General features: G+C 73.6%; 29 protein-coding genes. 14 read left to right on the forward strand and 15 right to left on the reverse strand.

Annotated elements, in window-relative coordinates:
- The first annotated feature begins 51 nt into the window (after nucleotides 1-51).
- On the forward strand, nucleotides 52-300 hold the full coding sequence (locus ACIBG6_RS06425; protein ID WP_317592418.1) for a type B 50S ribosomal protein L31: 249 nt from the start codon (nucleotides 52-54) through the stop codon (nucleotides 298-300).
- A gap of 168 nt (nucleotides 301-468) precedes the next feature.
- Nucleotides 469-1,305, forward strand: a complete 837-nt coding sequence (locus ACIBG6_RS06430) for an NAD(P)H-binding protein (RefSeq protein ID WP_399221413.1) — start codon at nucleotides 469-471, stop codon at nucleotides 1,303-1,305.
- A 187-nt stretch (nucleotides 1,306-1,492) separates the two neighbouring features.
- On the opposite strand, the gene ACIBG6_RS06435 is transcribed toward ACIBG6_RS06430, so the two are convergent.
- The 3 genes from ACIBG6_RS06435 to ACIBG6_RS06445 all read right to left on the reverse strand — a co-directional run bounded on the left by ACIBG6_RS06435 (nucleotide 1,493) and on the right by ACIBG6_RS06445 (nucleotide 2,975).
- Nucleotides 1,493-1,990: a peptidylprolyl isomerase gene (locus ACIBG6_RS06435; RefSeq protein WP_399221414.1), complete on the reverse strand. Its 498-nt coding sequence runs from the start codon at nucleotides 1,988-1,990 to the stop codon at nucleotides 1,493-1,495.
- A gap of 127 nt (nucleotides 1,991-2,117) precedes the next feature.
- Nucleotides 2,118-2,339, reverse strand: a complete 222-nt coding sequence (locus tag ACIBG6_RS06440; protein WP_399221415.1) for a hypothetical protein — start codon at nucleotides 2,337-2,339, stop codon at nucleotides 2,118-2,120.
- Nucleotides 2,340-2,369: 30 nt separating this feature from the next.
- The gene (locus ACIBG6_RS06445; RefSeq protein WP_399221416.1) at nucleotides 2,370-2,975 is read right to left on the reverse strand and encodes a DUF6629 family protein; all 606 of its coding nucleotides are present in this window, start codon (nucleotides 2,973-2,975) and stop codon (nucleotides 2,370-2,372) included.
- A 100-nt stretch (nucleotides 2,976-3,075) separates the two neighbouring features.
- Between ACIBG6_RS06445 and ACIBG6_RS06450 the strand changes: the two genes are divergently transcribed.
- A complete protein-coding gene (locus ACIBG6_RS06450; protein ID WP_399221948.1) occupies nucleotides 3,076-3,597 on the forward strand; it encodes a hypothetical protein in 522 nt (173 codons plus the stop codon).
- A gap of 59 nt (nucleotides 3,598-3,656) precedes the next feature.
- On the opposite strand, the gene ACIBG6_RS06455 is transcribed toward ACIBG6_RS06450, so the two are convergent.
- The 3 genes from ACIBG6_RS06455 to ACIBG6_RS06465 form a co-directional block, all read right to left on the reverse strand.
- Nucleotides 3,657-4,172, reverse strand: coding sequence for an NUDIX domain-containing protein (locus ACIBG6_RS06455; RefSeq protein WP_399221417.1), 516 nt, complete (start codon nucleotides 4,170-4,172; stop codon nucleotides 3,657-3,659).
- 120 nt (nucleotides 4,173-4,292) lie between these two features.
- On the reverse strand, nucleotides 4,293-5,000 hold the full coding sequence (locus tag ACIBG6_RS06460; RefSeq protein ID WP_399221418.1) for a response regulator: 708 nt from the start codon (nucleotides 4,998-5,000) through the stop codon (nucleotides 4,293-4,295).
- Nucleotides 4,997-6,361: a sensor histidine kinase gene (locus tag ACIBG6_RS06465; protein WP_399221419.1), complete on the reverse strand. Its 1,365-nt coding sequence runs from the start codon at nucleotides 6,359-6,361 to the stop codon at nucleotides 4,997-4,999. Before ACIBG6_RS06465 ends, ACIBG6_RS06460 begins: the two co-directional genes overlap by 4 nt.
- A gap of 134 nt (nucleotides 6,362-6,495) precedes the next feature.
- Here ACIBG6_RS06465 and ACIBG6_RS06470 point away from each other — a divergent pair, with 134 nt between their 5' ends.
- The gene (locus ACIBG6_RS06470; protein WP_399221420.1) at nucleotides 6,496-7,404 is read left to right on the forward strand and encodes an ATP-binding cassette domain-containing protein; all 909 of its coding nucleotides are present in this window, start codon (nucleotides 6,496-6,498) and stop codon (nucleotides 7,402-7,404) included.
- The gene (locus tag ACIBG6_RS06475; RefSeq protein ID WP_399221421.1) at nucleotides 7,401-8,240 is read left to right on the forward strand and encodes an ABC transporter permease; all 840 of its coding nucleotides are present in this window, start codon (nucleotides 7,401-7,403) and stop codon (nucleotides 8,238-8,240) included. The genes ACIBG6_RS06470 and ACIBG6_RS06475 overlap by 4 nt, the downstream gene beginning before the upstream one ends.
- Before the next feature lie 19 nt (nucleotides 8,241-8,259).
- Here the strand turns inward: ACIBG6_RS06475 and ACIBG6_RS06480 are convergent, their stop codons facing one another.
- On the reverse strand, nucleotides 8,260-9,129 hold the full coding sequence (locus ACIBG6_RS06480) for a YhjD/YihY/BrkB family envelope integrity protein (protein WP_399221422.1): 870 nt from the start codon (nucleotides 9,127-9,129) through the stop codon (nucleotides 8,260-8,262).
- Nucleotides 9,130-9,233: 104 nt separating this feature from the next.
- The gene (locus ACIBG6_RS06485) at nucleotides 9,234-9,707 is read right to left on the reverse strand and encodes a winged helix-turn-helix transcriptional regulator (protein WP_399221423.1); all 474 of its coding nucleotides are present in this window, start codon (nucleotides 9,705-9,707) and stop codon (nucleotides 9,234-9,236) included.
- Nucleotides 9,708-9,804: 97 nt separating this feature from the next.
- On the opposite strand from ACIBG6_RS06485, the gene ACIBG6_RS06490 reads away from it, so the two are divergent.
- Nucleotides 9,805-10,299: a PaaI family thioesterase gene (locus ACIBG6_RS06490; RefSeq protein ID WP_399221424.1), complete on the forward strand. Its 495-nt coding sequence runs from the start codon at nucleotides 9,805-9,807 to the stop codon at nucleotides 10,297-10,299.
- A gap of 55 nt (nucleotides 10,300-10,354) precedes the next feature.
- On the opposite strand, the gene ACIBG6_RS06495 is transcribed toward ACIBG6_RS06490, so the two are convergent.
- Both ACIBG6_RS06495 and ACIBG6_RS06500 read right to left on the reverse strand, forming a co-directional pair.
- Nucleotides 10,355-10,720: a luciferase family protein gene (locus tag ACIBG6_RS06495; RefSeq protein WP_399221425.1), complete on the reverse strand. Its 366-nt coding sequence runs from the start codon at nucleotides 10,718-10,720 to the stop codon at nucleotides 10,355-10,357.
- Between the two features lie 135 nt (nucleotides 10,721-10,855).
- The gene (locus tag ACIBG6_RS06500; RefSeq protein WP_399221426.1) at nucleotides 10,856-12,046 is read right to left on the reverse strand and encodes a PP2C family protein-serine/threonine phosphatase; all 1,191 of its coding nucleotides are present in this window, start codon (nucleotides 12,044-12,046) and stop codon (nucleotides 10,856-10,858) included.
- A 192-nt stretch (nucleotides 12,047-12,238) separates the two neighbouring features.
- On the opposite strand from ACIBG6_RS06500, the gene ACIBG6_RS06505 reads away from it, so the two are divergent.
- The 4 genes from ACIBG6_RS06505 (at nucleotide 12,239) to ACIBG6_RS06520 (ending at nucleotide 15,398) form a co-directional block, all read left to right on the forward strand.
- On the forward strand, nucleotides 12,239-13,108 hold the full coding sequence (locus ACIBG6_RS06505) for an AAA family ATPase (RefSeq protein ID WP_399221427.1): 870 nt from the start codon (nucleotides 12,239-12,241) through the stop codon (nucleotides 13,106-13,108).
- Between the two features lie 44 nt (nucleotides 13,109-13,152).
- A complete protein-coding gene (locus ACIBG6_RS06510; RefSeq protein ID WP_399221428.1) occupies nucleotides 13,153-14,493 on the forward strand; it encodes a VWA domain-containing protein in 1,341 nt (446 codons plus the stop codon).
- A gap of 40 nt (nucleotides 14,494-14,533) precedes the next feature.
- A complete protein-coding gene (locus ACIBG6_RS06515; protein WP_399221429.1) occupies nucleotides 14,534-14,743 on the forward strand; it encodes a DNA-binding protein in 210 nt (69 codons plus the stop codon).
- Nucleotides 14,744-14,813: 70 nt separating this feature from the next.
- A complete protein-coding gene (locus ACIBG6_RS06520; RefSeq protein ID WP_399221430.1) occupies nucleotides 14,814-15,398 on the forward strand; it encodes a nucleosidase in 585 nt (194 codons plus the stop codon).
- A 79-nt stretch (nucleotides 15,399-15,477) separates the two neighbouring features.
- On the opposite strand, the gene ACIBG6_RS06525 is transcribed toward ACIBG6_RS06520, so the two are convergent.
- Entirely contained in the window at nucleotides 15,478-16,671 is a 1,194-nt protein-coding gene (locus ACIBG6_RS06525) for an alpha/beta hydrolase family protein (RefSeq protein WP_399221431.1), read from the reverse strand.
- Nucleotides 16,672-16,908: 237 nt separating this feature from the next.
- On the opposite strand from ACIBG6_RS06525, the gene ACIBG6_RS06530 reads away from it, so the two are divergent.
- The 3 genes from ACIBG6_RS06530 to ACIBG6_RS06540 all read left to right on the forward strand — a co-directional run bounded on the left by ACIBG6_RS06530 (nucleotide 16,909) and on the right by ACIBG6_RS06540 (nucleotide 19,661).
- Complete coding sequence (locus ACIBG6_RS06530) at nucleotides 16,909-17,028, forward strand: putative leader peptide (protein ID WP_399221432.1); 120 nt, start codon at nucleotides 16,909-16,911, stop codon at nucleotides 17,026-17,028.
- Between the two features lie 117 nt (nucleotides 17,029-17,145).
- Entirely contained in the window at nucleotides 17,146-18,300 is a 1,155-nt protein-coding gene (locus tag ACIBG6_RS06535; protein ID WP_399221433.1) for an LLM class flavin-dependent oxidoreductase, read from the forward strand.
- Nucleotides 18,297-19,661: an NtaA/DmoA family FMN-dependent monooxygenase gene (locus tag ACIBG6_RS06540; RefSeq protein WP_399221434.1), complete on the forward strand. Its 1,365-nt coding sequence runs from the start codon at nucleotides 18,297-18,299 to the stop codon at nucleotides 19,659-19,661. The genes ACIBG6_RS06535 and ACIBG6_RS06540 overlap by 4 nt, the downstream gene beginning before the upstream one ends.
- A gap of 82 nt (nucleotides 19,662-19,743) precedes the next feature.
- Here ACIBG6_RS06540 and ACIBG6_RS06545 read toward each other — a convergent pair whose 3' ends face one another.
- The 4 genes from ACIBG6_RS06545 to ACIBG6_RS06560 all read right to left on the reverse strand — a co-directional run bounded on the left by ACIBG6_RS06545 (nucleotide 19,744) and on the right by ACIBG6_RS06560 (nucleotide 25,144).
- Nucleotides 19,744-21,681: an alpha/beta fold hydrolase gene (locus ACIBG6_RS06545; RefSeq protein ID WP_399221435.1), complete on the reverse strand. Its 1,938-nt coding sequence runs from the start codon at nucleotides 21,679-21,681 to the stop codon at nucleotides 19,744-19,746.
- Between the two features lie 184 nt (nucleotides 21,682-21,865).
- Nucleotides 21,866-22,990, reverse strand: a complete 1,125-nt coding sequence (locus tag ACIBG6_RS06550; protein WP_399221436.1) for a PP2C family protein-serine/threonine phosphatase — start codon at nucleotides 22,988-22,990, stop codon at nucleotides 21,866-21,868.
- A gap of 1 nt (nucleotide 22,991) precedes the next feature.
- Complete coding sequence (locus tag ACIBG6_RS06555; protein ID WP_399221438.1) at nucleotides 22,992-24,491, reverse strand: MFS transporter; 1,500 nt, start codon at nucleotides 24,489-24,491, stop codon at nucleotides 22,992-22,994.
- Nucleotides 24,488-25,144, reverse strand: coding sequence for a TetR/AcrR family transcriptional regulator (locus tag ACIBG6_RS06560; protein WP_399221439.1), 657 nt, complete (start codon nucleotides 25,142-25,144; stop codon nucleotides 24,488-24,490). The genes ACIBG6_RS06555 and ACIBG6_RS06560 overlap by 4 nt, the downstream gene beginning before the upstream one ends.
- 292 nt (nucleotides 25,145-25,436) lie before the next feature.
- Between ACIBG6_RS06560 and ACIBG6_RS06565 the strand changes: the two genes are divergently transcribed.
- A complete protein-coding gene (locus tag ACIBG6_RS06565) occupies nucleotides 25,437-26,021 on the forward strand; it encodes a TMEM165/GDT1 family protein (protein WP_329619285.1) in 585 nt (194 codons plus the stop codon).
- Nucleotides 26,022-26,025 lie beyond the last annotated feature (4 nt).

Raw genomic sequence — 26,025 nt, forward strand, 5'->3', positions numbered from 1 at the left:
AGACGCCCCCATCGGGGCGGACGAGTCAGGGCGGGAGCCCGAGGAGGACACGTGCAGCAGGACAAGCAGCCCGAGTACGGACCCGTGGTCTTCCGGGACCGGTCGGCCGGGTACGCCTTTCTGACCCGGTCCACCGCGACCAGCGAGCGGACCATCGAGTGGGACGACGGCAACACGTACCCGGTGATCGACGTGGAGATCTCCTCCGAGAGCCACCCCTTCTTCACGGGAACGGCGCGGACCGTGGACTCCGAGGGCCGGATCGCGCGGTTCGAGCGCCGCTTCGGCGAGGGGGGCTGACCAGGCCGATCGGTCTCTCCGGACACCGTTCGCGAAACCGCTTGGGAATCCGTTCGGGATTCCGCTCGCGAAACTGGCCAGAAGATGGCCAGTTTCCCTTCCAGGATGAGGTCACGAAGACGGCGGGGCGCCAGCGCACCGCCGCGGACCCTGGGAAGGGGAACTGCTGTGATCGTGGTGACCGGAGCGACCGGAAACGTCGGACGACCGCTGGTGGAGGCACTGGCCGCGGCCGGTGAGGAGGTCACGGCGGTGAGCCGTCGCCCTGCCGACGGGCTGCCCGCCGGTGTGGTCCACCGTCAGGGCGACCTGGCCGATGTGGACGGCTTGAAGGACTTGCTCGAGGGCGCCGAGGCCGTCTACCTGCTCGTCGCGGGCCTCGGGGACACCCTGCGGCCACGCGAGATCGTGGCGGCGGCGGTGGCCGGCGGGGTGCGACGGATCGTGCTCCAGTCCTCCCAACTGGTGGGGACGCGGAGCGATTCCGTGTCGCACGACTTCCTCCGCGCCTTCGAGACGGCGGTGCGGGAGTCGGGCCTGGAGTGGACGGTGCTGCGGCCCGGCGGCTTCGCCTCCAACGCGTACCTGTGGGCCGAGCAGGTGCGCACCGCACGGACGGTCGCGTCGCCGTTCGGGGAGGTGGCGCTGCCGGTGGTGGATCCCGCGGACATCGCGGAGGTCGCCGCGTCCGCACTGCGCGATCCGGCGCACGCGGGACGTACGTACGTCCTGACGGGTCCGGCCGGGGTGTCGCCGCGCGAGCAGGTGCAGGCCCTCGCCGAGGCTGTCGGCGAGCCGGTGGAGTTCGTGGCACAGAGCGCGGCCGAGGCGCGGTCGCATCTGGTGCGCTTCCTGCCGGAGGACGCCGTCGACGGCATGCTGTCGGTGATGGGCGAACCCAGCGCGGAGGAACAGCGGGTGAGCCCGGACGTGGAACGGGTCCTTGGCCGTGCGCCGCGCCCGTTCTCGGCGTGGGCCGAACGGAACGCGTTCGCTTTCGCGTGAGGCGAAACGTCACCGGGCGTGTGCCGCGTCGGCCGGGGCGGGGAGCCGCGTCCTGTGGACGGTGCTCCCCTGCCCCGCCGTGCGGGGCGAGCGAGGGCCTCGGGCCCTCGGCTCATGCTCCGCGGAGGCTACCGATCAGTGCTGCTGATCCCAGTGCTGCTGATCCGGCCTCTGGTCAAGCGCCTGTTCAGGCCTTGACGATGCCGGACTCGGCGACCTTGATGGTGGCGCTGGTGGCGCCGGAGCGGGAGCCGAGGCCCTCGATCTTCTTGACCAGGTCCTGGCCCTCGACGACCTCGCCGAAGACGACGTGCTTGCCGTCGAGCCAGTCGGTGACGACCGTGGTGATGAAGAACTGCGAGCCGTTGCTGTTCGGGCCGGCGTTGGCCATCGAGAGCAGGAACGGGCGGTCGTGCTTCAGCTTGAAGTTCTCGTCGGCGAACTTCTCGCCGTAGATGCTCTTGCCGCCGGTGCCGTTGCCGCGGGTGAAGTCGCCACCCTGGAGCATGAACTGCGGGATGACGCGGTGGAACGGGGAGCCGGCGTAGCCGAAGCCGTGCTCGCCGGTGCAGAGCTCGCGGAAGTTCTGCGCGGTCTTCGGGACGACGTCGTCGAAGAGCTGGAAGACGATGCGGCCGGCGGCCTCGTCGTTGATGGTGATGTCGAAGTAAACGTTTTCGCTCATGGGGACATCCTGTCATTACTCGCGCACGCCGCGCGCACGGGCTACCCCCTCCCGTGTCACGGCGCGCCGGTGCCCCGCGCCGCCCGTGGGGGCGCGGGGCACCGGCCGCCGCGGTCCGGGCGAGGAGTCAGAGCAGTCCGCCGGCCTTCGGCGCCTGGAGGCCGCCCCCGGCGTCCTGGACGGCCTCGACGGCCCCGGTGACGGCGTCGACGCTCTGGTCCTCCTGGAGGAGGCCGGTGGCGCCGCCGAGGGGGTTCTCCGCGGCGCTGGCCTGCGGCGGCGGGGTGATGAGGGCGGTGACGACGCCTGCGGCGAGGGAGGCGATGGCGAGCATGCTGCGCTTCTTCATGCCCTGGTCAACTGCTGAGGCGCCGAGGGGTTACGCCCGACTTCGGATCCAGGCCAGGAGCACCAGTGACACGACGGCGGCGAGGGCGCACCACGTGGAGACGAACTCCGTGCGCCACAGCAGCGCGCAGACGACCGCCCCGGCGCCGGTGAGGAGCCCGAGCAGGCGCAGGATCCGGTCGCGGGCGAGGAGCAGCGCGCCGACCGTGGCCAGGAGGTAGCCGACGAGGAGCGGGGCCGCGTACGGCAGGTCGACGACGTAGCCGAGGGTGTGTCCGCGGATCTCGGCCGTGACCGGGCGGGTCGCGAGGCGGTACGCGAGGACCGTGGCGGTCGCGAGGCCCGCCGCGAGCGGCACGAGCAGGCGCCGGTCGGCCGGGCGTGCCGCGGCCAGGACGCCGGCCGGGACCCAGACGGCCAGGAGGGGCAGGGCGATCACGGCCCAGGCGAGGGTGGCGGGACCCGCTCCCCCGCCGGAGCGCCAGACGGCGGCCTCCACGACCTGGTGGGCGCCGAGGAGGAGGGGCAGGGCGGCGAGGGGGAGGTCCCCGGCACGGCGTACGGAGGCGATCGAGGCCAGGCCGACGGCGCCGATCCCGAGGCCCGCCCAGAGGTCGGCCGTCGCACTCCAGCACATAACGCACTTTTACCTCATAACGGGTGGAACCGTACGGTTGAGGTGGATGTCTTTCCCAGTGACACCACTGTCCCCGGAGCTGGAGAAATTGGGGGACGTCATGCATCACCGTCACACTCTCGCGGCCGTCGCCGCAGGGATCCTTCTGACCGCCGGGATCGGCGCCACGATCCCGGCAGGCGCTTCCGACTCCCCGCCCCGCACCTCGACGGCACCGGCCACGGCCCAGGTCGTCAACGCCCGTTGGGGCGGACACGCGGGCTTCGACCGGATCGTCATCGACCTACGGGGTGCCGTGCCCCCGGTCACCGTCCGGCAGGCGAGCGCACTGCACTACGACGGCTCGGGGCAGCAGGTCCCCCTCGCGGGGAAGTACTTCCTGCAGATCACTCTCTCCCCCGCCGCCGCCCACGACGACAACGGAAGGAACGTCTACCAGTGGCCCCGGCTGCTGAAGATCTACCTGCCCGCGCTCAAGGGGCTCGCCCTCACCGGCGACTTCGAGGGTGTGGTCACGATCGGGGCCGCCTTCGACACCAAGCCGGCCTTCAAGACCTTCACGCTGCACTCCCCGGAGCGCCTCGTGGTCGACATCGCGCACCCGGTCGGCTGCCGGGCCTGAGGTCACGACGGACAGGCGGGCGCGGGTGGGGCCGTCCGGCGGACGGCCCCACCCCCTGTTCAGTCCTCGGCGCGGTCCGCGGCGGCGCCGGTCTCCACGTACACGGTCGATCCGGTCCTGCGGGCCCGGTCGATCTCGGCGAGGCGGGTGAACTCGCCCGGCTTCATCTCGCGCTCCCACTCGTCGAGGCTGCGCACGCTGTACTCGCTGTGCTCGTCGGGGTCCAGGACGACGGCGGCGATCTGCTCGTCCGTCAGCTCGCCGCCGTCGAAGATGAAACCGATGTGGTTGGCCGGCCACTCCTCGCCCCGGTCGGTCATGAAATGGGTGCCGAGGAGACGCGGCTCCCCGGTGAAGACGAATCCGGTCTCCTCGTGGCACTCGCGCACGGCCGTCTCCCAGGGGGTCTCCCCCGGGTCCATGTTCCCGCCGGGCCACTGCCACAGCTCGGTGCGGTAGGTGGCGCGGAGCTGGAACGGGCGGCCGCCCGTGTCGGTGAAGTACAGGCAGGCGTACGCCGTCGCTCGCGGCAGGGTCGCTACGTACTCGACGGGCGGCAGCCAGATGTTCGCCATGGGCGGCTCTCCTTCGACGGGCCGGTGGGGACTCCTCCATCCAATCGGCCCCGGGGCCACCGCCCGGCCCGTGGCGGGGAGATCACCGGATCGTGTGATCACCGCTCCCGGCCGGTCGGGTCAGGCCGCGGAGACCAGACCCGCCTCGTACGCGATGATGACCAGCTGCACCCGGTCGCGGGCGTCGAGTTTGGCGAGCAGGCGCGTGACATAGGTTTTCGCGGTCGCGATGCTGATGTGGAGCCCGGCGGCGATCTCCGTATTGGAGAGGCCGCGGCCGACGAGGGTGAGCACCTCGCGTTCGCGGTCGGTGATGCCCTCCGTGCCGCGGCGGGGTGCGGTGGACGGCCGCGGCGGGCGGCCGATGAACTCCTTGATGAGACGGCGGGTGACGCCGGGTGCGATCAGGGCGTCGCCGGAGGCGACGACCCGGACGGCGGCGAGGATGTCGTCCAGGGCCATGTCCTTGACGAGGAAGCCGGAGGCCCCGGCGTGCAGCGCCCCGTACACGTGGTCGTCGTCGTCGAAGGTGGTGAGGACGACGACGCGGGCGCCGGTGGGACCGGAGGTGACGAGGCGGGTCGCCTCGATGCCGTCGGTGCCGGGCATCCGCAGGTCCATCACGACGACGTCGGCTCCGGTCTCCTCGACGAGGCGGACGGCCTCGGCGCCGTTCGCGGCCTCGCCGACGACGACGAGGTCGGCGGTGTCCGCCATGACCATCCGGAGCGCGGTGCGGACGAGGGGCTGGTCGTCGGCGAGGAGGACACGGACGATGCCGGCGTCGTCGGCCACGGCGGCGGGCTGCTCGGCGGTGGGCTGGGTCATCGGGCGGTGGCTCCTGTGGGGAGGGGAAGGCGGGCGGTGACGCGGAAGCCGCCGCCGGGGCGGGGGCCCGCGGTGAACTCTCCGTGCAGCAGGGCGACGCGCTCGCGCATGCCCGCGAGACCGTAACCGGAACCTCCGCCGGGGCGCTCGCGCTCCCTGCCGGGGGTCGGGCCGTGGTCCTCGACGGTGACCGCGAGGGCCTCGGGGTCCTGGTGGTCGACGGTCACCGTGCAGGTGTCGGCGCCGGAGTGGCGCACGACGTTGGTGACGGACTCCTGGACGAGACGGAAGGCGGACAGGTCGATGTCCGGCGGCAGGGGGTGCGTGGCGCCGAGCCGCCGGACGGCGACGCGGACCCCGGCGGCCCCCGTGACCTCGGCGAGCCGGTCGAGCGCGGAGAGACCGGGCATCTCGGGGAGGCCGGGCGGCCGGGCGGGGCCGGGTGTTTCGCTGGCGCGGCCGCCCGCGGTCCCGGTGCCGGACGCCGTTTCACCGCGCGCCGCCGCCCCCGTCGCCGCCTCCACCGCGGTGTCCGTACGGAACGCCTCCTCCGTACGGTCGGCGAAGGTCGCGTCGGCCTGGTCCGCGGTACGCAGGGCGCCGAGCATGCGGCGCAGTCCCGCCAGGGTCTCGCGGCTCGCCGTCTCGATCTCCGCGAGGGCCTGCCGGGCGCCCTCGGGCTGCGTGTCGATGACACGCCGGGCCGCACCCGCCTGGAGGGCCACGATGCCGATGCTGTGGGCGACCGTGTCGTGCATCTCGCGGGCGATACGGAGCCGTTCGGCGGTGACGGCCTGCTCGGCGACCTGGGCGCGGCTCTGCTCGGCGTACTCCTGGGCCTGCCTTTCCGAGCGGCCGAGGAGCCAGGCCACGAGGGCGGTCAGGGCCACGGCCAGCCCGCTCGTGGTGCCGGCGCTCCAGCCGGAGAGCAGCCGGACCGCCAGGTACACGACGATCAGGCCGAGGCCGAGCAGGAGTGCCCGCCAGGCCTCGCGGCGGGGGCGGGCCGCGGCGATGGCGTAGAGGGCGACGTCGACCGCGAGGTACTGGGCGAAGGGGATGGCGGTGACGCCGAGGGGGGTGGAGGCGATGACCGAGGCGACGAGGAGGTGGTTGAGGGCGGCGGTCGGGCGGCGGGCGAGGAGGGCGCTGCCGCGCAGGGTGAGGAGAGTGGCGACGGCCAGCATGAGGAGGCCGTCCCAGCGCAGGATGACGAAGCCGGGCATGACGTCCGGCCCTTCCTGGCCGGGCACGCTGATTCGGAGGAGCGCGGTGAAGGCGATGCCCGCGCCCCAGGCGACGGCGGCCCACCTGCCGGGCGTGAGCCTCTTGAAGAAGGGCGCTGACGGGGGGGCGGACATGCGGTGATCGTAGAGGGCGGCCCTCGGCCGGGTCATCGGACCTGGGGTGTACGACCAGGGGTGACAGCGCGGCCCGACGATTGTCCCTGCTGGTCCGATGCCCTTGCGGGGCTCCGGGCGGCACGGTGGTGGACATGATCGAAGTCAGGGAACTCACCAAACGCTACGGCTCCAAAACCGCCGTCGACTCGCTCACGTTCACCGTCCGGCCCGGCGTCGTGACCGGATTCCTCGGGCCCAACGGGTCGGGGAAGAGCACGACGCTGCGGATGGTCCTGGGGCTGCACACCCCGACGAGCGGCACGGTGACGGTCGACGGGCGGCCCTTCACGGACCGGCCGCGCGGCCTCCGGCACGTCGGCGCGCTCCTCGACGCCGGTGACGTGCACGGCGGGCGGACCGCCCAGGCGCATCTGGCGGTCCTCGCGCGGAGCAACCGCATCCCGCTCTCCCGGGTCGACGAGGTGCTGGAGGAGGTCGGCCTCGCGGGGGCGGCACGGCGCAGGGTCGGCGGGTATTCGCTCGGGATGCGGCAGCGGCTCGGGATCGCGGGTGCGCTGCTCGGCGACCCTCCGGTGCTGCTGTTCGACGAGCCGCTCAACGGGCTCGACCCGGAGGGCGTGAAGTGGGTGCGGGGGCTGTTCCGGCGCCTCGCCGCGGAGGGCCGCACGGTCTTCGTCTCCAGCCATCTGATGACGGAGATGGAGCACACGGCGGACGAGCTGGTCGTGATCGGCCGGGGTGAGCTGATCGCGGCGGAGAGCCTCGCGGCGTTCGCCGCTCGCGGGGCCCGGCTGAGCGTGACGGTCGGCACGCCCGATCCGTCGGCGCTGACGCCGCTGCTGCGCGCGGAGGGTGCGGAAGTGGCGGAGGAGGGCGGTCTGCTGACGGTGACGGGTCTCCCCGCGGCGCGGATCGGCGCCGTCGCGCTGGAACACCGGGTGCTGCTCGACCAGCTGACCACCCGTACCGCCTCCCTTGAGGAGGCGTTCATGGAACTGACCGCCGACAGTGTCGAATACGTGGCAGGAGACGCTCGATGACCGCCCTCGATGTGCGTGTGGCTTCCGTGGTGGAGCCCCGTGCCCGGTTCCGTGACCTGGTGGCGTCGGAGTGGCTGAAGCTGTGGTCGCTGCGGTCCACGGGCTGGTCCCTGCTGCTGAGCGCGCTGGCCGTGGTCGCCTTCAACGCCGGGACCGCCTGGGACCACTACCGGTACTGGTTCCAGTACGACGCGGAGAGCCAGGCCTCCTTCGTGAAGCACGACATGGCGCTGTGGGACGCGTTCACGGGGAACGCGCAGATGGTGCTGATCCTCTGCACCGCCGCCATGGGAGCGGTGGCGGTGGTCGGCGAGTACGGCAGCGGGATGATCCGGACGACGTTCGCGGCGGTGCCGGCGCGGAGCTCGGTGATGTCGGCGAAGGTGCTGGTCGTCGCCGCCGTGCAGACCCTCTTCGGAGCGGTGGTCGCGGCCGGTTCGTTCTGGTCGACGCAGGCGATTCTCGACGTACGGGGTGCCGGTCTGCCGATCTCGCATCCGGGGGCGCTGCGGATCGTCGTCGCGTCCGCGCTGCTCGCGCCGGTCTGCGCGCTGGTCGGGATGGCGCTGGGCGCGCTGCTGCGGCAGAGCGCGATCTCGATCGTGGGCTCGGTGGTGCTGCTCCTGCTGCTGCCGTCGGTGCTGTCCGACCGGCGCCACCTCACGGCTGTGCTGGCTCACGCGACGCCGCTCCACGCGTGGCGGCGGCAGGTGCCGGTGGGGTTCGACGAGGTCCCGTATCCGTGGACGTCGGGCGCCGCCTGGCTGGTGTACGGGCTGTGGGCGCTGGGCGCGGCCGTGGTGACGGTGGTGGCGGTGCGCCGCAGGGACCAGTAGCGGCGCGCGCGGGCAGGGATCACGTGCCGCCGGGGAGGTCGCGGCTCAGACGGCGGCGGGTGAGGTGCTCGTGGACGAGGCGCCCGGTGAGGGCGCCTCCGTACACGACGAAGCCGACCCCGACGAGCCAGGACTGGAGGACGAGGACGGTGCCGAACTGGCCGTAGGTGACCGCGTTGGAGGCGATGAGCGGGGAGAAGACGAGCTGGGAGAAGATCCGCAGCCCGAGGAGGCCGAGCGCGGTGAGGGCGGCGCCGGGGGCGAGGGCGCGCCAGCGGATGCGGCCGCAGAGGAGGAAGCGCTGCGACCACCAGAAGAAGAGGAAGGTGCCGATGAGGTCGGCGACGGCGACGAAGAGGGTGGTCGAGGCCGGGGAGTCCTCGGGGGCGGGGTTGGCGACGAAGAGGAGCAGGGCCGCGACGAGGACGGCGAGCCAGACGACGTGCCGCCACATGGTGTGCCAGCGGGCGGTGGGGAGGTCCCAGGCCCGCTCGTAGCCGGTCTGGACGGCGGACCCGAAGGTGACGCCGAACGCGGCGAGGGCGGCGAGACCGAAGGCGGTGGTGCGCTGGAGGGCCTGTCCCGGCTGGCCGAAGAGCCGCTCGACCTCCTCTTCCGAGACCTCGGAGACGCCGAGGCCCTGGACGAGCCAGCGGGCGAAGCCCTGGCCGCTGGCGAGGTCGGCCGCCGCGACGACGATGAGGAGCGGGACGAGGGTGAGCAGGCTCAGCGCCGCGAAGCCCATGGCGCGGTGCATGAGTTCCATGGCGCGGCCGCGGTTCCAGGCGAGGCCGACCGGTGAGGCGAGCAGGCGGATGTGGAGTCGGTGGAACCAGTGACCGTGCTCGGTGGGGGGACGGTCGTCCGGCGGGCCGGGAGTGGGGGGCATGGTTCGTGGGGTACCCGTCCGGGGGCCGGGACACCTCCGAAGTGCCGCCGAACGGGTGCCGCCCGTCGTGGTGGCGCGGCCGGGTGGATCGAGTCGGCGGCCCGTCAGCGGGTGAGGGGGCGGGCTCCGGGACCGGGCCGGACGGTGACGTCCCGGGTGGCGAGGGTGGCGTGTTCGTCGCCCTCGCACTGGACGACCACACGGACGGGCGCCCCGCAGTCGGTGTGCCGGATGTCGAGCACGGGGCCCTCGGGATCTCCCGCGTACGCGTCGCCCCACTGCTTCAGGGCGAGGAGTACGGGCCAGAGGTCGACGCCCTTGGGGGTGAGCCGGTACTCGTACCGGGTGCGGGAGCCGGGTTCGCGGTAGGGCTCGGCGCGCAGGACGCCGGCCGCGACGAGCTTGCGGAGGCGGTCAGCGAGGACGGCCTCGGAGAGGCCGAGGTGGCGCCGGAACTCGTCGTAGCGGCGGACCCCGTTGAAGGCGTCCCGCAGGATGAGCAGGCTCCACTTCTCGCCGACGAGGTCCAGGGTGCGGCGGACCGAGCAGTTCTCGGTGTCCGTCTCCAGCCACTTCATCGTCACACCCTACCCACCTGGCTGCGTCGTTGACAGTCAGCTGACGCGAGAGCTAGCTTCGCCGTACAGAGTCAGCGGAGCCCGGCGGAGCGGAGTGGTGACGGTGCGGTCACGGACGGTCGAGTGGCAGGACGCCGGGGTCAGCGCCCGGGCCGCGAGGACGATGGCGGGGCTCGACTTCCTCCGCGAGATGGTGGCCGGGCGGCTGCCCGGGCCGCCGATCGCCGCGCTGCTGGGCTTCGGCCTCGAGGAGGTCGAGGACGGCCGCGCGGTGTTCGCCTTCGAGCCGGGCGAGGAGCACTACAACCCGATCGGCAGCGTGCACGGCGGGGTGTACGCGACCCTGCTCGACTCGGCCGCCGGCTGCGCGGTGCACTCGACGCTCCCCCAGGGCACGGCGTACACCTCGCTCGACCTGTCGACCCGCTTCCTCCGGCCGATCACGATGGACACGGGCAAGGTGCGGGCGATCGGGACGGTGCTGTCGCGCGGGCGCCGAACCGCGCTGGCGGAGGCGGGCCTGTACGACGCGGAGGACCGTCTGCTCGCGCACGCCACCAGCACGTGCATGCTGTTCCCGATGCCCGCGTAGGCGTGCTGATGCCTGCATAGGCGTGGTGATACCCGCTCCCCTGGTGGCGCGGGACTCAGCGGATGCCGGTGACCGGGAGGGTGCGGGTGCAGCCGTCCGGGGCGACGTCGGGGACGCCGTTTCCCTGGAGGGCCGCGCTCACCAGCGTGGCGAGCAGGTCGATGTCCGAGCCCATGTCCAGACGGACCGTCACCCACCCGGATCCGGCGCGCAGACGGACCGCGCTCGACCCGAGCAGGGCGGGGCGCAGCTTCGCGACCATGGCCCGGGTGAGGTGGACGTCGGCTTCGTGCTCCCCATGGAAGTGCACGATCTCCTGTGTCGCGGTGCCCAGACCGAGCTCGGCACCGCAATGGGTGCGGCCGGGGGTCAGCGAGGGCCAGCTCATCAGACGTTCACTGGCATGCTGCGCCGTGTTCATACCGAGGAGCGTGCCGGGCCACGGGGCCGTGCACAAGCGTCCTGGCGAAAGAATCCCGCGCAGGCGTGAAACAGGACACGGAAGGGCCGAAGTGACCGTGTGTCACGAGGGGCGTGGGGCGGGAGTGGCGTGGCGTCACGCCGTCGAACGGGCGCGGACGCGGGCCGCGAGGACGGCCACGTCGTCCTCGGCCCGGTGGGCACCGAGGCGGCGGAGCACCTCGTCGACGACCTGGTGGGGGCCCGGGTCAGGAGGCAGGCGGAGCGAGGCGAGGCGGGCCAGCGACACGTCGATGTCCTCGCCCCGGCGCTCGACGAGGCCGTCGGTGAAGAGCAGCAGCGTCTCGGCGGGCGTGAGCGGGCGGGTGGTGGGCTCGTAGCCGCCGACGCCGGTGCCCAGCGGCGGGCCCACCGGGAGGTCGACCAGCTCCGCCGAGCCGTCCGCGCCGAACACGGCGGGCGGCAGGTGGCCGGCGCTGGCGAAGGTCGCGGCGCCGCGCGCCGGGTCGACGCGGACGAGCAGGCAGGTCGCGGGGCGCCGGCCGTCGTCCTCGGCGACCACGGAGTCGAGGTGGCGCAGGACCCGGTGCGGCGGCAGGTCCGTGGCGGCGACCTCGCGGAGCACGGTGCGGTAGGCGTTCATGTCGACGGCGGCGTCCAGGCCGTGCCCCATCACGTCACCGACGACGAGGAGGGTGCGGCCGAAGTGGAGTCGTACCGTCTCGAACCAGTCGCCGCCGACGAGGGTGCGGAGCCCGGCGGGGAGGTAGCCGCCCGCGATCTCCAGATTGGGGTGCGGCCTGCCCGGTTCGGCGACGAGGGCGCGCTGGAGGTGGAGGGCGGTGTCCTCGGTGGCGGCGAGGCGGCGCGCGTGGCCGATGTGCCGGGCGGCGAGCCGCGCGGCGTGGTGGACGGTGGCGGCCTCGTCGGTGGTGAAGGGGCCGCCGTCGATACGGGTCGCGGTGACCGTTCCGAGGGGTTTCCCGTCGTCGCCGACGGCGAGCGCGGCGGTGAGCGTGTGCATCGGGCCGGGGGGATTGGGAGCGGTGGTCTCGGGGTGGGGCGGCGTGCCGGGAGCGGTGGTCTCGGACCGGGGGGCGGCGCCGGGCCCGGTCGGCTCCGCGGACATCCGTGCCGTCGCGGCGCGGCGCGGCGGGACGCCCTGCTCGGCGGCAAGGTCGACCACCACCGAGCCGCCCAGCCGGCGCACGAGGAACGCGGCGACTTCACGGCAGGTGTGCGTCTCGTCGAGCGTCGTGCCGATCTCGCCGATCGCCTGCTCCATCGCCCGCACCCTGGCCAGGAGGGCCTCGTCCTGTTCCGCCACGACACCTCCACCGCCGCGCGGTTCCCCGGGCGGCGTGCCCGGTCCCCCCATTGCACCAGCGGGTCACTGCCCGCGCGCGGGCACGGACCTCAGGGCCTGCCCGGCGGAACGGTTGTGCGGTGCTGCCGGATCTGATCAAGTACCCCTGAGGCTACTGGCCAGTAAGAGTTTCCGCTCCCCGGGGGGACAGGCATGACGACCGGATTCTTCAGCTCCGTGGACGACGTCGCCGAGCGGCTCGCCACGACCGGCTACCTGGCGTCGCGGGCCGTCGCCACCACCGTCTTCCTCGCCGACCGGCTCGGCAAGCCGCTTCTGGTCGAGGGGCCCGCCGGGGTCGGCAAGACGGAGCTGGCCAAGGCCGTCACCGAGGCGACGGGCGCCCGGCTCGTCAGGCTCCAGTGCTACGAGGGCGTCGACGAGTCCCGCGCGCTGTACGAGTGGAACCACGCCAAGCAGCTGCTGCGGATCACCGCCGGCCGCGGCGAGTCCTGGGACGAGACGCGGACGGACATCTTCTCCGAGGAGTTCCTGCTCGCCCGCCCGCTGCTCACCGCCATCCGCTCCGAGGAGCCGACCGTCCTCCTCATCGACGAGACCGACAAGGCCGACATCGAGGTCGAGGGCCTGCTCCTGGAGGTGCTCAGCGACTTCCAGGTGACCGTCCCCGAGCTCGGGACGATCGCGGCGGCGCGGCGGCCCTTCGTCGTCCTCACCTCGAACGCGAGCCGCGAACTGTCCGAGGCGCTCCGGCGACGCTGTCTCTTCCTGCACATCGGGTTCCCTGAGGAGGAGCTGGAGCGCCGGATCGTGACCCGCAAGGTGCCCGGGCTCGACGCCGCGCTCGCCGCGTCCGTCGTGCGGGTCGTGGGGGCGCTGCGGGCCATGGACCTGCGCAAGGTCCCGTCCGTGTCCGAGACGATCGACTGGGCGCGGACCCTGCTGGCGCTCGGCGCGGACCGGCTGGACGAGGGGGTCGTACGGGACAGTCTGGGGGTGCTCCTCAAGCACCAGGACGACATCGTGAAGGCCGCGGCCAAGCTCGACCTGGACGCGGTGTGACCCCGACGGTCCCGGACGGGACGCCTTCGGCAGCCTCCGGGCCCGTGGAGCGGCTCACCGGTCTGGTGGCGGCGCTGCGCGACCACGGCTTCGGGATCGGGACGGGCGAGACCGTGGACGCGGGACACGCCCTGGAGGCGGTCGGGTTCACGGACCGCGAGCGGGTGCGGGAGGCGCTGGCGGCGACGCTGCTCCACGGGGAGCGGCAGCGCCCCGTCTTCGACCGGGTCTTCGACCTGTACTTCCCGCTCGGCGGCGGCGGTCAGACGGCCCTCGACGGCACCGCGGCCGACCTCGCCGAGCTGCGGGAGCGGCTCGCCGCCGCGCTGGCCGCCGGTGACGAGGCCGCTCTCGCCGTGCTCGCGGCGGAGGCGGTGGGCGGGTTCGGGGGGTACGGCTCCGGCCCGGAGACGGACGGCTGGTCCTCGTACCAGACGCTCACCCGGCTGCGCCCCGAGACGCTCCTCGCGCGGGTGCGGGCAGCGGAGCGGAGCGAGGAGCCCGAGTTCGCCGACCGGCTGCTCGACGACGAGATCCGGCGGCGGATCGAGGCCTTCCGGGAGCGGGTCAGGACCGAGGCACGGCGGCGGGTCGCCGAGCGGCAGGGCCGGGACCGGGTCGCGCGGCGGGCGGTCGCGGGGACGGCGGACGGGGTGGACTTCCTGCTCGCCGGGCGGGCGCAGCTGGACGAGCTGCGGCGTACGGTACGGCCGCTGGCGCGGAAGCTGGCCACCCGGTTGGCGGCCCGGCGGCGCCGGGCGGCGCGCGGGGAGATCGACCTGCGGCGGACGCTGCGCCGCTCGCTGTCGACCGGGGGCGTCCCCGTGCGGCCGGTGCTGCGACGGCGCCGTCCCGGGCGGCCGGAGCTGGTGCTGCTCTGCGACGTGTCGGGGTCGGTGGCCGGTTTCGCGCAGTTCACGATGCTGCTGGTGCAGGCCCTGCACGACCAGTTCAGCCGGGTACGGGTCTTCGCCTTCGTCAATCGGGTCGACGAGGTGACGGACCTGATCGCGCGGGGCGCGGCGGATCCGGCGGGCCTCGGAGACCGCATCCTCGCGGAGGCGGAGCTGACCGGCTGGCACGGGCAGAGCGACTACGGGACGGCGCTCGGCGAGTTCGCCGACCGGTACGCGGACGCCGTCGGCCCGCGCACGGTGCTCTTCGTCCTCGGCGACGCGCGGACCAACCGCGCCGACCCCAACCTCGCGGCGCTGAAGCGGGTCGCGGACCGGGCGCGCCGGGTTCACTGGCTCAATCCCGAGCAGCCCTCGCTGTGGGGCACGGGTGACTCGGAGGCCCCGGCGTACGCCGAGATCGTCGACATGCTGCCCTGCCGCAACGCACGCCAGCTCGGAGCGCTGATCGGCCGCCTGCTCCCGGTCTGACCCACGGGCCGCCTCTCCCCGCGCGTGGCACGATCGATCCATGGCCACCGCATCCGACCGTCCCGGGACGGACCTCCCCCGGGGTATCGGCGCGCCCGCGACGCGCGCCCTCGTCGCCGCCGGCTACACCCGTCTCGCCCAGCTCGCCGACGTCCCCGCGGCCGAGCTCGCCGCCCTGCACGGCGTGGGCCCGAAGGCGCTGCGCGTGCTGGGCGAGTCGCTGGCGGAGCGGGGCGAGTCGCTGGGGTAGACGCCCTGGTTAGGGGGGTCGTACGGGGTCCGGTTGTACGGCGGCGGGGCCGCCATTTAGCGTGACCTCCATGGAACTCTTGGGAGAGATCGTCGCCGGCCGTCCGCTGTACGTCGTCGCGGTGAAGGAGGAGGCGCAGTTCCTCGACACCGATCTGCCGGTGCTGCTCACCGGCATGGGCAAGGTCAACGCGGCGACCGCCCTCGCGACCGTACTGGGCCGGGGGCCGCTGCCGTCCGGGATCGTGAACCTGGGGACCGCCGGGGCACTGCGCCCGGGCTTCATGGGGACGCATGTCATCGGCACCGTGCTCCAGCACGACTTCGACGGCGTATTCCTCGCCACGCTGACCGGCGAGACCTACGGCGAGCCGCTGACCCTGCCCGACGGCGGTGACGTGGTCCTGGCCACCGGGGACTCGTTCATCGCGGACGAGGCCTCCCGGGCCCGGCTCGCGGAGCGGGCGGCGCTCGTCGACATGGAGGGGTACGCGCTGGCCTCGGTCGCGCAGCTCGCCGGGGTTCCGCTGCGGATGGTGAAGCACGTCAGCGACGAGGCGGGGGACGGCGCGGCCCGCACCTGGCGCGAGTCCGTCGCGGAATGCGCGCGGGCACTGGCCGACTGGGCGGCGGCGAACACCCCGTACCGCTCCTGACACCGGCTGATCGACCGCCCAAGCCGCCGAGTCGCGTCAGAGCGGCCCGGCGGCTCCCGGCGGCTCGGCGGCGGACCGATCAGGGGTGCTGGAAGTGGACCTCCGGGTTGTCCGGGGTCGGGCCGTCCAGGACGGGTCGTGCGAGGCCCCGCAGGTGCCGGTCGAAGAAGGCGGCCACGTACGTCCGGGTGACGGCGACGGCCCGGTCGGCGGGCAGCGCCGGCCCGGGCAGGCCGAACCGGCTCTGGATCACCGGGTAGTCGGAGAAGGTGAAGTGCTCCGCGCCGGCCACGGTGACCCACCGCTTCCAGCCGTCGAGCGTGGGCCACACCCGGTCCCAGCTGGTGTCCTGCCCGCCGGGCAGGTGCATGCCGTCGTGGGTGCCCAGCATCAGGAACGGACGGCCGCGCAGACCCTCCGCCGGCAGGTCCTCCCAGAAGGCCCCGTCCATGTTGAGCCCGGCGTCGATGCGCCGGTCGGCCACCATGGCGGTGGCCGCGCTCGCCCCGCCGATCGAGTGCCCCGCCATGCCGACGCGGCGCGCGTCGATGGCGCGGGCGGCGTGCCGCCATACGGGGCGGGGCCCGGTGAGCCGGTCGAGGACGAAGCGCATGTCGGCGGCGCGGGTGGAGGTCACCACGCTCGCGTGGACGCCTCCCTCGTCGAGCGCCGTGCACGCGACGCAGGTGAGGGTCCGGCCGCCGGGGACGGAGATGCCGTACGACTCGTAGGCGTGGTCGACGGAGGCGACGACGTATCCGCGCGAGGCGAGGTCCTCGGCGAGGTGCGTGAGCGTCCAGCGGGAGCCGCCGAAGCCGGGCGACAGCAGCACGAGCGGGTGCTTGCCCGGGGCGGGGCGGGCGTCGGTCCGGCCGTGGGTGCGCATCCGGGCGAGCGCGTCGCCCGGGACGGCGGAGCCGATGCCGAGCGCCTCGATCAGGAGGCGCGCCTCCTCGCCGGTGGCGTACGGGGCGGGCCGCCCGTCGCCGGGGCGCGCGGCCGGGTAGTGCAGGGTGACCATCAGTTCGCGCCCGGCGGCGGTGGGGACCCAGGGGTCGGTACGGGACCGGTCGACGAGCGGCAGGACCGTGCGGCCGATGGCGTACGGCCCCGTGGGCGCGGGCAGCGCGGGCCGCGCGGTGTCGGGGGCGACGACCGGGGCGGTGAGCGCGACCGGGGCCGCGACGGACGGGCCCGCCGTGGCGAGGGCTGTGGGTAAGGCGAGGGAACAGGCGAGAAGCGCGGCCGCGGCCGCGCGGGTGAATCGGGTCATGCGGGGCACGCTAGAGGCCGCGGCGGGGGCGGCGCGTCGTTCCACGGGTGCATGTTCGGTCAGACCGACGGCTGACCCTGCTCGCCGGCGCGCCTTCAACTTCCTTTTCCCTGTGGCTTGCTGACTCTCCCACCTGCCGGGACGGCCTTGACAGTGCGGAAGCCCGCCTGCCTATGGTGAGACGTTCCTTCCCGGATGGCCGGGACGGAGCGGGACCGAGCCGAAGGGGAGGCACACGTGCACACGTCGAGCACCGCGCCGCGCCGCCTCGTCCGCTCCGGGGCGCCGCTGGTCTGCCGCCGGCACGTCGACTTCTGCCGTACCTCCTCGGCCATCTGTCCTTCCGTCAGCGCCTGACCCCGCTCCGCGTGGGTCCACGCGTTCCGTGACGTTCCGTCGCCCGGCCGCACGTCGGCGCGCCTTCGCGCGCCCGTGCCCCGCCGTGCGCTCCCGTCTTCCGGAAGGACCACTCCCATGCCCCGCCCTGCCCTGCGCCTGGCCGTCGAGCTCGACGGCGACGGCGCCCATCCGGCCGCGTGGCGCCGTGCCGCGCACGCCCCCGGCGAGCTGCTGACCGCGCGTCGGCTCGCCCGGACGGCGACCGCCGCCGAGAACGCCGGATTCACGCTCGTCACCCTGGACGACTCGATCCTGCCGCCGGCCTCCGGCGCCGACCCGGTGGGCCGGATCGGCGCGGTCGAGCGCGCCGCTTTCGTCGCCGCGTCGACGAGCGTCCTCGGCGTCGCCCCCGTGGTCGCGACGACCTACGCCGAACCGTTCCACGTGTCCTCGCAGGTGTCCTCCCTCGACCACCTCTCGGCCGGCCGCGCCGGCTGGGTGGTGGGCGTCGAAGAGGACCCGGCGGCCGCGCGGGCCTGGGGTCGCCCCCTTGTCGAGGGTCCCGAGGCCCGCGCCCGGGAGGCCCACGACGGGGTGCGTGTCGTCCGTGACCTCTGGGACTCGTGGGAGGACGACGCGGTGATCCGGTCCGTGGCGACGAGCCGCTACCTGGACCGCGAGCGGCTCCACTCCATCGACTTCACCGGCGAGACGTACTCCGTGAAGGGCCCGTCCATCGTGCCGCGCCCCCCGCAGGGGCGGCCCGTGGTCCTCGCCCGCCCGGGTCTCGTCCCGGCCGAACTGACCGACGTGGCGCTGGTCGGCGGGCCGACCGCGGCGGAGACCGGTGCGGCGGGCGAGGCGGCCACGGCCGCCGGAGTGCCGCTGGCCTTCGCCGAGATCGAGGTGGCCCTCGACACCCCGCGCGAGACGGCCCGGGAGCGGATCGCCGACCTGGAGCGGTACTCCCCCTGGGAGGAGCGCCCCGCCCGCCTCCGGTACACGGGTTCCGCGGACGGTCTGGTGACCCTGCTGGCGGAACTCTCCGAGCGCGTCGACGGGGTGCGACTGCTGCCGCTGGTCCTCGACGAGGACCTGTCGGTGCTCTCCCGGCTCGTCCTGCCCGCGCTGTTCGTCCGGCGGCTCGCGACGCGCCCGCTGCCGGGCACCACGCTCCGTACGTCACTGGGCCTCCCCCGCCCCGTCAGCCGATTCGCGACGAGCACCGCCGCCGGCAGCGGAACAGCCGCCAGCACCGGCACCGCTCTCGTCCGGGAGGAGACCCGATGACCCGCACCGACCCCACCGACGTCCCCCGCCCTGACGCCAAGCTCCACTTCGGCGTGTTCTTCCAGGGGGTCAACCACTGGACGATCTGGTCGGACCCGTCGAGCGGTTCACAGATCGCTCCCGCCTCGTTCCTCCAGGTGGCGCGGACCGCCGAACGCGGGCTCTTCGACGCCTTCTTCCTCGGCGACGGGCAGCGGCTGCGCGAGTCGGAGGGCGGCATCCACGAGCTCGACGTCGCGGGGCGCCCGGACTCGATCACCCAGCTGTCGGCGCTCGCCGCCGCCACCGACCGCATCGGCCTGGTCTCCACCTCCAACACCACCTACAACGAGCCGGCCGACCTGGCCCGCCGCCTCGCGGGCCTCGACCTGCTCTCCGGCGGCCGGGCCGGCTGGAACATGGTGACCACGCACAACGCCTGGACCGGGGAGAACTTCCGGCGCGGCGGATTCCTCGACCACGCGGACCGCTACACGCGCGCCGAGGAGTTCCTCTCCGTCGCGCGTGCCGTGTGGGACGGCTGGGGGAAGGACGCCGTGGCCGCGTCCGCCGACGCGCGTTCCTGGTCGGTGCCGGGGGCGGTGGGGCGCGTACGGTCGCGCGGGGAGCACTTCGACGTCGATCTCGCGCCGACCCTGCCGCGCAGCGCCCAGGGCCACCCGGTGATCTTCCAGGCCGGGGACTCCGGTGAGGGCCGGGACTTCGGGGCGCGGAACGCGGACGTGATCTTCTCCGCGCACGGTCTGGACTTCGACGACGCGCTGGGATTCGCCGAGGACCTCCGGCGCCGGCTCCGGGCGGTGGGGCGGCCCGAGGACGCCCTGCGGATCCTGCCGGGTACGGAGATCATCATCGGGGCGACGGAGAAGGAGGCGGAGGAGAAGGCCCGCTGGGTCCGCCTCGAACAGGTCACTCCCGCCGTGGCCCTCGGCATCGCGGGCCGGCTGTGGAACATCGATCTGTCCGGGCGGGACGCCGACGGCCCGCTGCCGGCCGAGGATCCGGTGATCGTCGAGTACACGGGAACGTTCGGGTCGAGCAGGATCAAGGACGCCCTGACGACGGTCGCCGAGTGGCGGGCGAAGGCGGAGGCCAACGGCTGGTCGCTGCGGGAGACCGTCATCGAACTCGGTCCGCAGCGCGGGCACGTGGGTACCGCGGCGGCGCTCGCGGAGAAGTTCGCGCGGTTCGTGCGGTACGGGGCGGTCGACGGCTTCAACGTCTCGCCGTACCTGGTGCCGGACGGGCTCGACGACATCGTCGACCTGCTCGTGCCCGAGCTCCAGGAGCGCGGGGTGTACCGGACCGCGTACACGGGGACGACGCTCCGCGAGCATCTGGGGCTCGCGCCGGTGGAGTGACGCGCGAGCGTGGGGGCACGGACGTGGGGGCGCGGTGTCCGACCGCGCCCCCACGTCACGTACCGCTCACCGTCTCCCGTGCTCAGCCGAGGGGCAGTTCCAGGAACGACGGCTCGCCCTCCGGGGAGCCGAAGGCGGTCTGCGTCCAGGTGATGGAAGCTCCGCCGTACAACGGGTCCATGCTGTCGACGACCAGCATCAGCCGGTGGCCGACGGGGATGTCGTACGCCGCGGCCTGGAGGTTCCAGGTCACGGTGACGTCCTGCTCGGGCGTCAGGCCGTACACGTTGAGCGGTTCGTGGGTGATGATCCGGGCCGTCTCGTCCTCGGCGACGTCCAGGAGATGGGCGACGAGACCCGCCGACGTGGACGTGGAGCGGACGGTGAGGCGCAGGCGCGGGATCCCCCGGACACGGCGGGCCGCGTGCCCCTCCCCCTCGGGCGCGAGCAGCGGCTCGGTCGCCCACGCCACGGCGTGCCGGCGGTCGATCTTGCGGGTGTCGTAGATCTTGGGGTTGCCCGCCCACTCCGCCTGGCCGGTCTTCATGAGCGGCATGTCCATGGCGGTCGCCTCGGTGTCCACGCCCGCGACGAACGCGCGCCGCCAGCCGGTCTCCTCCGACGGGGTCGGCGCTTCGCCGGCGCGCGGGACGAGCAGGCCGTCGGCGCCGCCCGCCCCGTCGCCGGTGAGACCGAACACCTCGAAGCCGGTGGTGACCTCGCTCCAGGCGGTGCGGGTCTCCCGGACGGCGGGTTCGACGATCCGGTTCTCCCCGGTCGGTTCGCCGGTGCCGGGGTCCGTGACGGGTTCCGTGACGTAGGTGAACATCACCTGGCTGGAGACCTGCTCCCAGTCCTCGACGCCGTTGCGCTCGCCCTTGAGGTGGTGGTCGAGCCAGGCGTACGCCTCCTCCATGGGGACGTTGGCCTTGCGGGGCTCCGTACCGATGAGCGCCGGGCCCTCGGGGGCGGCGTGGTCGCCGATCCAGAGATTGAGCCGCTTGGGCACCCGCAGGCCCTCGAAGGTCGTCAGGACCTGGTTGACCGGGAAGAGGCTCTCGTGCCAGGTGTTGGAGAAGAAGGTCGGCGTCTCGTTCTCGTTGGTCAGCGGCAGGTACGACTCGGGGGAGCGCCTACGGCCCCACTTGACGACCTGGTCCAGGTTCCGGTCGGCCTGGAAGTCGGCGAGGATCTGCTGGTTGGCCTCGCTGAACTTCTCCTCGACCGGTCCGCCGGTGAGCGAGAGCAGGGCCTTGACCGCCGCGAGGTGACGGGTCTTGTTGTCGTAGAGGCTGGTGGCCAGGTTGCCCCAGGTGCTGAGGGCGACGACGGCGGAGACCCGGTCGTCGTGGGCGGCGACGAGCTGGCTGATGCCGGAGCCGTAGGACTCGCCGAGGAATCCGATGCTGCTCGGGCCGAAGTGCTGGAGGGCGAAGTCGATGACGGCGGAACCGTCGGCCCAGTCCTCGGGTCCGGCCACTTCGACGAAGCCGTCGGAGGTGGAGGGCAGTCCGGGGAAGCCGAGGCCGCGGGGCGTGTAGGCGATGACGTGATAGCCGCGGCGGGCGAGGCTGAGGTAGGCCCAGAGGAACAGCGGCCAGCCGAACGGGGTCCAGCCGGCCGGGACGATGACGAGGGGATGCGGGCCGGGGCTGAGCTGGTAGAGGCTGAAGGCGGAGAGCCGGACGCCCTCGGTGGCGGACTCGATCCGGTGGTACGCGGGCCAGGCCAGGCCGCGGACCTCCTCGACGTACGCGGCGAGTTCGGCCGGGAGCAGCGCGTCGGCGCTCGCCGTGCCGGGGGTGCCGCCGCCGAGGAGCGCGGTGGCGAGGGTCTGGCCGAGGCGGACGGCGTCGGGGTTCACCGTTCCGTCGGCGGCCCAGAGGCCGCCGGCGCTTCCGTTTCCGATTCCGCTTCCCGCGATGCGGGCGGTGTCGGCGGCGGTGAGGCCCACCGTGCCGTCGGGGAAGCCGGGGAAGTCTTCGGACGAGCCGGTGGTGAAGGGGTTGTCCTGGGGCACGTGCACCCGTTCCTCTCGAGTGGACTGCAGACTGTCCGCGTTGCGGACGGTCGCAAGCCTCACGTATGAGGGCCGGAGCGGCCAGAGCGCACGAACGGCGCACGTGTCACGTAACCGTGAGGGAACGACACAAGCCGCCCCGAACTCGATGTTTGAGGATGTCCATGCCGGTGTGGAGGAGGGGTCAGGAGGAGAGTCGGCCGGGCTCGGGCGGCCGGACGACGAGGAGCGCGGCGACGTCGTCGTCGAGGCCGTCGACGCCGTACGCGGCGAGATCGCGGTGGAGGAGGCCGGGCAGTTCGGCGGCCGGTTCCCGCGCCCAGCCGCGCAGCCGCAGCTCCAGCGGGTAGAAGGTGCCGGCCCGGTCGCGGGTCTCGCTGACGCCGTCCGTGAAGAGCAGTATCCGGTCCCCCGGCCCGAAGGGCACCTCTTCGATCCGGTGGTGGTTCTCGGCGAGGCCCGCGAGGTTGACGGGCAGCGAGGGGTCGGCGAAGGCGACGGGCGTGACCTCGGCCCCTCGCTGGATCAGAGGGGCGGGGTGGCCGCAGCTGAGGAGCCGGGCGATGTCCTGGCCGTCGGGGAGTTCCACGAGGACGACGGTGGCGAAGCGTTCGGCGGCGTCGGAATCGGGGTCCCAGCCGCTGTAGCGCGTCAGGCCCTCGTCGAGCGTGTCGGCGAGCGCGGCCAGGTCCGGGGCCTCGTTGACGGTGGCCCGGAAGGAGCCGAGCAGGACGGCGGCGGTCTCGACGGCGCCGAGGCCCTTGCCCTGCACGTCGCCGAGCATGATCCGTACGGCTCCGGGGACCCGGACGGCCTCGTAGAAGTCGCCGCCGATCCGGGCCTTGGCGGCGGCCGCGACGTACAGCAGGTGCAGGTCGAAGCGGCCCAGGCGGTCGGGCAGGGGGCGCAGGACGACGCGCTGGACGACCTCGGCGACGGCGGTGACCTCGCGCAGGTCCTGTTCGTAGCGGGTGCGGACCCGGCTGACCCAGGCGGCGGTGGCGGTGACGAGGGCGAGGACGACCTCGCTGGCGAGGAGTTCGGGGACGAGGGTTTCGTCCCGGTTGAGGTGGAGCACCGCGCGGACCGCCATGGCGAGCAGCCCGATGCCGATGGTGCCGCGCACGCTCCAGGTGACGGCGGCGAGCGCGGGCGCGGCGACGAGGAGGCGTTCGAAGCGCTCCTTGTCGGGGGTGAGGACATCTGCGGCGGCCGTCATCGCGAGGATCAGGAAGGGCAGGGCGCGACCGAGGTTGAACTGCGTGCGCTCCGTCCTGCCGGGCGGGCGCCGGTGGCCGGCATCGGACATTTCATGATCGTACGCAGAACCGCCGTCGGGACTCCGGTGGCGTCGCCCCCCGGCGTGTCCCCTGTCGTTCCCCGGGACGATTCCCCGGGCGCTTCCCCGGACGTTTCCCCGGGCGCTGCCTCGCGTGGTGCGCCGTGTCGGGCAGGGCGAGTGCGGCAGGGAGGGCGAGCGCCGCGATCACGGCGAGGGCGGGCAGGACGACGCCCCGGTCCGGGACGAAACCTCCGGCCGGCGCGAGGGCGAGGAGCAGCGTCGCGGTGGCGACGCCGAGGGCGGGTCCGATGTTCATGGCGGTCTGCTGGAGGCCTCCTGCGACGCCCGCGTGGGCCTCGGGGGCACGGTGCACGACGACGGAGGTCGCCGTGATCATCAGGGTGACGAAGCCCGCGCCGAGGAGCGCGGAGCCGGTACCGACGGAGGCGGCGGAGGCCGTCGCGTCGAGCCGGGCGAGCAGCACGACGCCGAGGGTGAGCAGCACCGCGCCCGCGGCCGCCGTGCGCCGGGGACCGAAGCGGCGCTGGAGCGGCGGGCAGAGGGGCGCGCCGATCACCATGAGCACGGCGAGCGGCAGGAACCGCAGTGCGCAGTCGAGGGGATCGAGCCCCTGGACGTCCTGGAGGAAGTACGTCGCGACGAAGAGGGTCCCGAAGAGAGCGGCCGAGGCGGCGAGGAGGACGGCGAGACCGGCACGGACGGGCACGCTTCGCATCAGCTCCGGCGGCAGGAGGGGATACGGGGCGCGGCGCTCGTGCCGGACCAGCACGGCTCCGGCGGCCAGGGCGGCGGCGACCACGAACACGGTGGTCCCGGTGCCGCCGGGGCGGGGCGCGTCGACCAGTCCGTGCACCAGGAGGCCGAGGGCCGCGGCGAGCAGGACGGCGCCGAGCGGGTCGAGCGCGGCGAGTCCGGCGGAGGGACCGCGCTCACGGACGTCGGCGCGTGGTTCCGGACCGGTGAGGGCGAGCAGGCCGATGGCGAGGGTCGGCGGCACGCCGAGGAGGAAGACGGCGCGCCAGCCGTACGAGGAGACGAGTGCGCCGCCCACGAGGGGGCCCGCCGCCGCGGCGAGGCCGATGGCGGCGGTGCGCACGGCGATCGGCATCCCGAGCCTCTCGGGTGGGTACGCGGTGCGCAGCATGCCGAGGGTGGCGGGCTGGAGGAGCGCCCCGCACACCCCCTGGAGCACGCGCAGCGCGATCACGGCGCCGATGCCGGGGGCGAGGGCGATGCCGGCGGAGGCGGCGGCGAAGCCGAGTGCGCCGACGGCGAAGACCCGGCGGTGGCCGTAGCGGTCGCCGAGGCGGCCGGCGAAGACGAGCAGGCTCGCGACGGTGACGAGGTAGGCGGTGCTGGTCCACTGCACCTGTCCGACGTCGGCGTGCAGGTCCCGCTGGAGGGCGGGTTGGGCGACCGTGAGGACGGTGCCGTCGAGGGCGACTACGGCGGCACCGACGACGCTGCACGCGAGGGTGGAGGCGCGGCGCGGCCCTGTCGCCGTCACGGGGCGGGCTCCACGGGCCCGAGGTGGGCGTCGAGCGCGGCGGCGAGGAGCGGGGCGGGATCGGTGCCGCCGGTGGCCAGCGGGAGGCTGCCCCAGTGCCAGAGCTGGGCGATGCCGTGGAGGTTGGCCCAGAGAGCGCCCGCACGCACAGCCGCGTCCGCGCGCGACGTCGTGTCCGCGCGCAGTGCCGCGTCAGGGCCCGGCGCGGGATCCGTGGCGCGGGCGACGAGCCCGGTGAGGTGGGCGAAGAGCGGCAGGCTCGTCTCGCGCAGTCCCAGCCCGCCGCTTTCGAGCAGGTCGTGGCGGAACATCAGCTCGTACATGCCGCGCCGGCTCCCCGCGTACGCGAGGTAGACGCGGGCGAGGATCGCGATCCGTTCGCGCGGCCCCGCGTCCTCCCGGTCCACCTCGGCGAGGCGGACTGCCAGCTCGGCGAAGCCCTGGCGGGCGATGGCCGACAGGAGGTCCAGATGGGTCGGGAAGTAGCGGCGAGGCGCTCCGTGGGAGACACCGGCCCTGCGGGCGATCTCGCGCAGTGACAGGGCCTGAGCGCCCTCGGCGTTCACCAGCTCGACGCCCGCCCGGACGAGGCGTCCGCGCAGTCCGTCCGCGCGCCCGTCGTGATCTTCGTCTTCGTTCTCCAGATGCTGCATGGACACTGTCTACCAAGATCGAGTAGACACTGTCTACCCAGGCTCGCACGCTGTTCGGATACACTCAGGGACAGCGAAGGGGAGTAGCCCTGCGAACCGGTCGTCGACACACTGGAACCCCCGGGTTCCCGGTGACCGGGTCCACGCACGACGTGGACGGGCGAGACCTTCGGCCAGGCATCAACCGCGTCCGCGATTCCGTGGGCGTGGTCCGTCATGCCGGGCCGAGTGGTCCTCCCGTCGCCTTCGAGGTGCGGAGCCCACGGGCCCGGACCGAGCAGAGAGCCCCGGTATGCACCTCGACCCCTTGGCGATCCTCACCGCCTTCGGGCTGATCTTCCTCGCCGAGCTTCCCGACAAGACGATGTTCGCGTCCCTCGCCATGGGCACGCGGATGCGTCCGCTGTACGTCTGGATCGGCACCTCGACCGCTTTCCTGGCGCACGTCGCCATCGCCGTGGGAGCCGGCAGCCTGCTCGGGCTGCTCCCCGGCTGGATCGTCAAGCTGGTCTCGGCCCTGCTGTTCGGCTTCGGCGCGTTCATGCTGCTGCGTGGCAGTGGCGACGACGAGGACGACGACACGGGCGGCCGGGCGGTGACCGGCTTCTGGCCCGTCTTCTCGACCGCCTTCATGGCTGTCTTCATCAGCGAGTGGGGCGACCTCACCCAGATCACCACCGCCAACCTCGCCGCCACCAACGGCACCTGGTCGACGGCGATCGGCTCGCTCGCCGCCCTGATGAGCGTCTCCGCCCTCGCCCTGGTCGCGGGCCGGTTCATCGCCAAGCGCGTGCCGCTCAAGACCGTGCAGCGTGTCGGCGGCGTGATCATGGCGGGCCTCGCCGTCTGGTCGCTGACCGAGGTCTTCACCGGCTGACGCC

Origin of the sequence: Streptomyces sp. NPDC050842, from assembly GCF_044456565.1 — a bacterium.
Taxonomy (GTDB): domain Bacteria; phylum Actinomycetota; class Actinomycetes; order Streptomycetales; family Streptomycetaceae; genus Streptomyces.

Bases quoted from the DNA above. Each gene is read 5' to 3' on its own strand.
- ACIBG6_RS06495 (WP_399221425.1), bottom strand. From the start codon at position 10,720: ATGAACACGGCGCAGCATGCCAGTGAACGTCTGATGAGCTGGCCCTCG.
- ACIBG6_RS06505 (WP_399221427.1), top strand. From the start codon at position 12,239: ATGACGACCGGATTCTTCAGCTCCGTGGACGACGTCGCCGAGCGGCTC.
- ACIBG6_RS06515 (WP_399221429.1), top strand. From the start codon at position 14,534: ATGGCCACCGCATCCGACCGTCCCGGGACGGACCTCCCCCGGGGTATC.
- ACIBG6_RS06470 (WP_399221420.1), top strand. From the start codon at position 6,496: ATGATCGAAGTCAGGGAACTCACCAAACGCTACGGCTCCAAAACCGCC.
- ACIBG6_RS06525 (WP_399221431.1), bottom strand. From the start codon at position 16,671: ATGACCCGATTCACCCGCGCGGCCGCGGCCGCGCTTCTCGCCTGTTCC.
- ACIBG6_RS06535 (WP_399221433.1), top strand. From the start codon at position 17,146: ATGCCCCGCCCTGCCCTGCGCCTGGCCGTCGAGCTCGACGGCGACGGC.
- ACIBG6_RS06540 (WP_399221434.1), top strand. From the start codon at position 18,297: ATGACCCGCACCGACCCCACCGACGTCCCCCGCCCTGACGCCAAGCTC.
- ACIBG6_RS06560 (WP_399221439.1), bottom strand. From the start codon at position 25,144: ATGCAGCATCTGGAGAACGAAGACGAAGATCACGACGGGCGCGCGGAC.
- ACIBG6_RS06445 (WP_399221416.1), bottom strand. From the start codon at position 2,975: ATGTGCTGGAGTGCGACGGCCGACCTCTGGGCGGGCCTCGGGATCGGC.
- ACIBG6_RS06550 (WP_399221436.1), bottom strand. From the start codon at position 22,990: ATGTCCGATGCCGGCCACCGGCGCCCGCCCGGCAGGACGGAGCGCACG.
- ACIBG6_RS06455 (WP_399221417.1), bottom strand. From the start codon at position 4,172: ATGGCGAACATCTGGCTGCCGCCCGTCGAGTACGTAGCGACCCTGCCG.
- ACIBG6_RS06460 (WP_399221418.1), bottom strand. From the start codon at position 5,000: ATGACCCAGCCCACCGCCGAGCAGCCCGCCGCCGTGGCCGACGACGCC.
- ACIBG6_RS06465 (WP_399221419.1), bottom strand. From the start codon at position 6,361: ATGTCCGCCCCCCCGTCAGCGCCCTTCTTCAAGAGGCTCACGCCCGGC.
- ACIBG6_RS06480 (WP_399221422.1), bottom strand. From the start codon at position 9,129: ATGCCCCCCACTCCCGGCCCGCCGGACGACCGTCCCCCCACCGAGCAC.
- ACIBG6_RS06520 (WP_399221430.1), top strand. From the start codon at position 14,814: ATGGAACTCTTGGGAGAGATCGTCGCCGGCCGTCCGCTGTACGTCGTC.
- ACIBG6_RS06565 (WP_329619285.1), top strand. From the start codon at position 25,437: ATGCACCTCGACCCCTTGGCGATCCTCACCGCCTTCGGGCTGATCTTC.
- ACIBG6_RS06475 (WP_399221421.1), top strand. From the start codon at position 7,401: ATGACCGCCCTCGATGTGCGTGTGGCTTCCGTGGTGGAGCCCCGTGCC.
- ACIBG6_RS06435 (WP_399221414.1), bottom strand. From the start codon at position 1,990: ATGAGCGAAAACGTTTACTTCGACATCACCATCAACGACGAGGCCGCC.
- ACIBG6_RS06440 (WP_399221415.1), bottom strand. From the start codon at position 2,339: ATGAAGAAGCGCAGCATGCTCGCCATCGCCTCCCTCGCCGCAGGCGTC.
- ACIBG6_RS06450 (WP_399221948.1), top strand. From the start codon at position 3,076: ATGCATCACCGTCACACTCTCGCGGCCGTCGCCGCAGGGATCCTTCTG.
- ACIBG6_RS06485 (WP_399221423.1), bottom strand. From the start codon at position 9,707: ATGAAGTGGCTGGAGACGGACACCGAGAACTGCTCGGTCCGCCGCACC.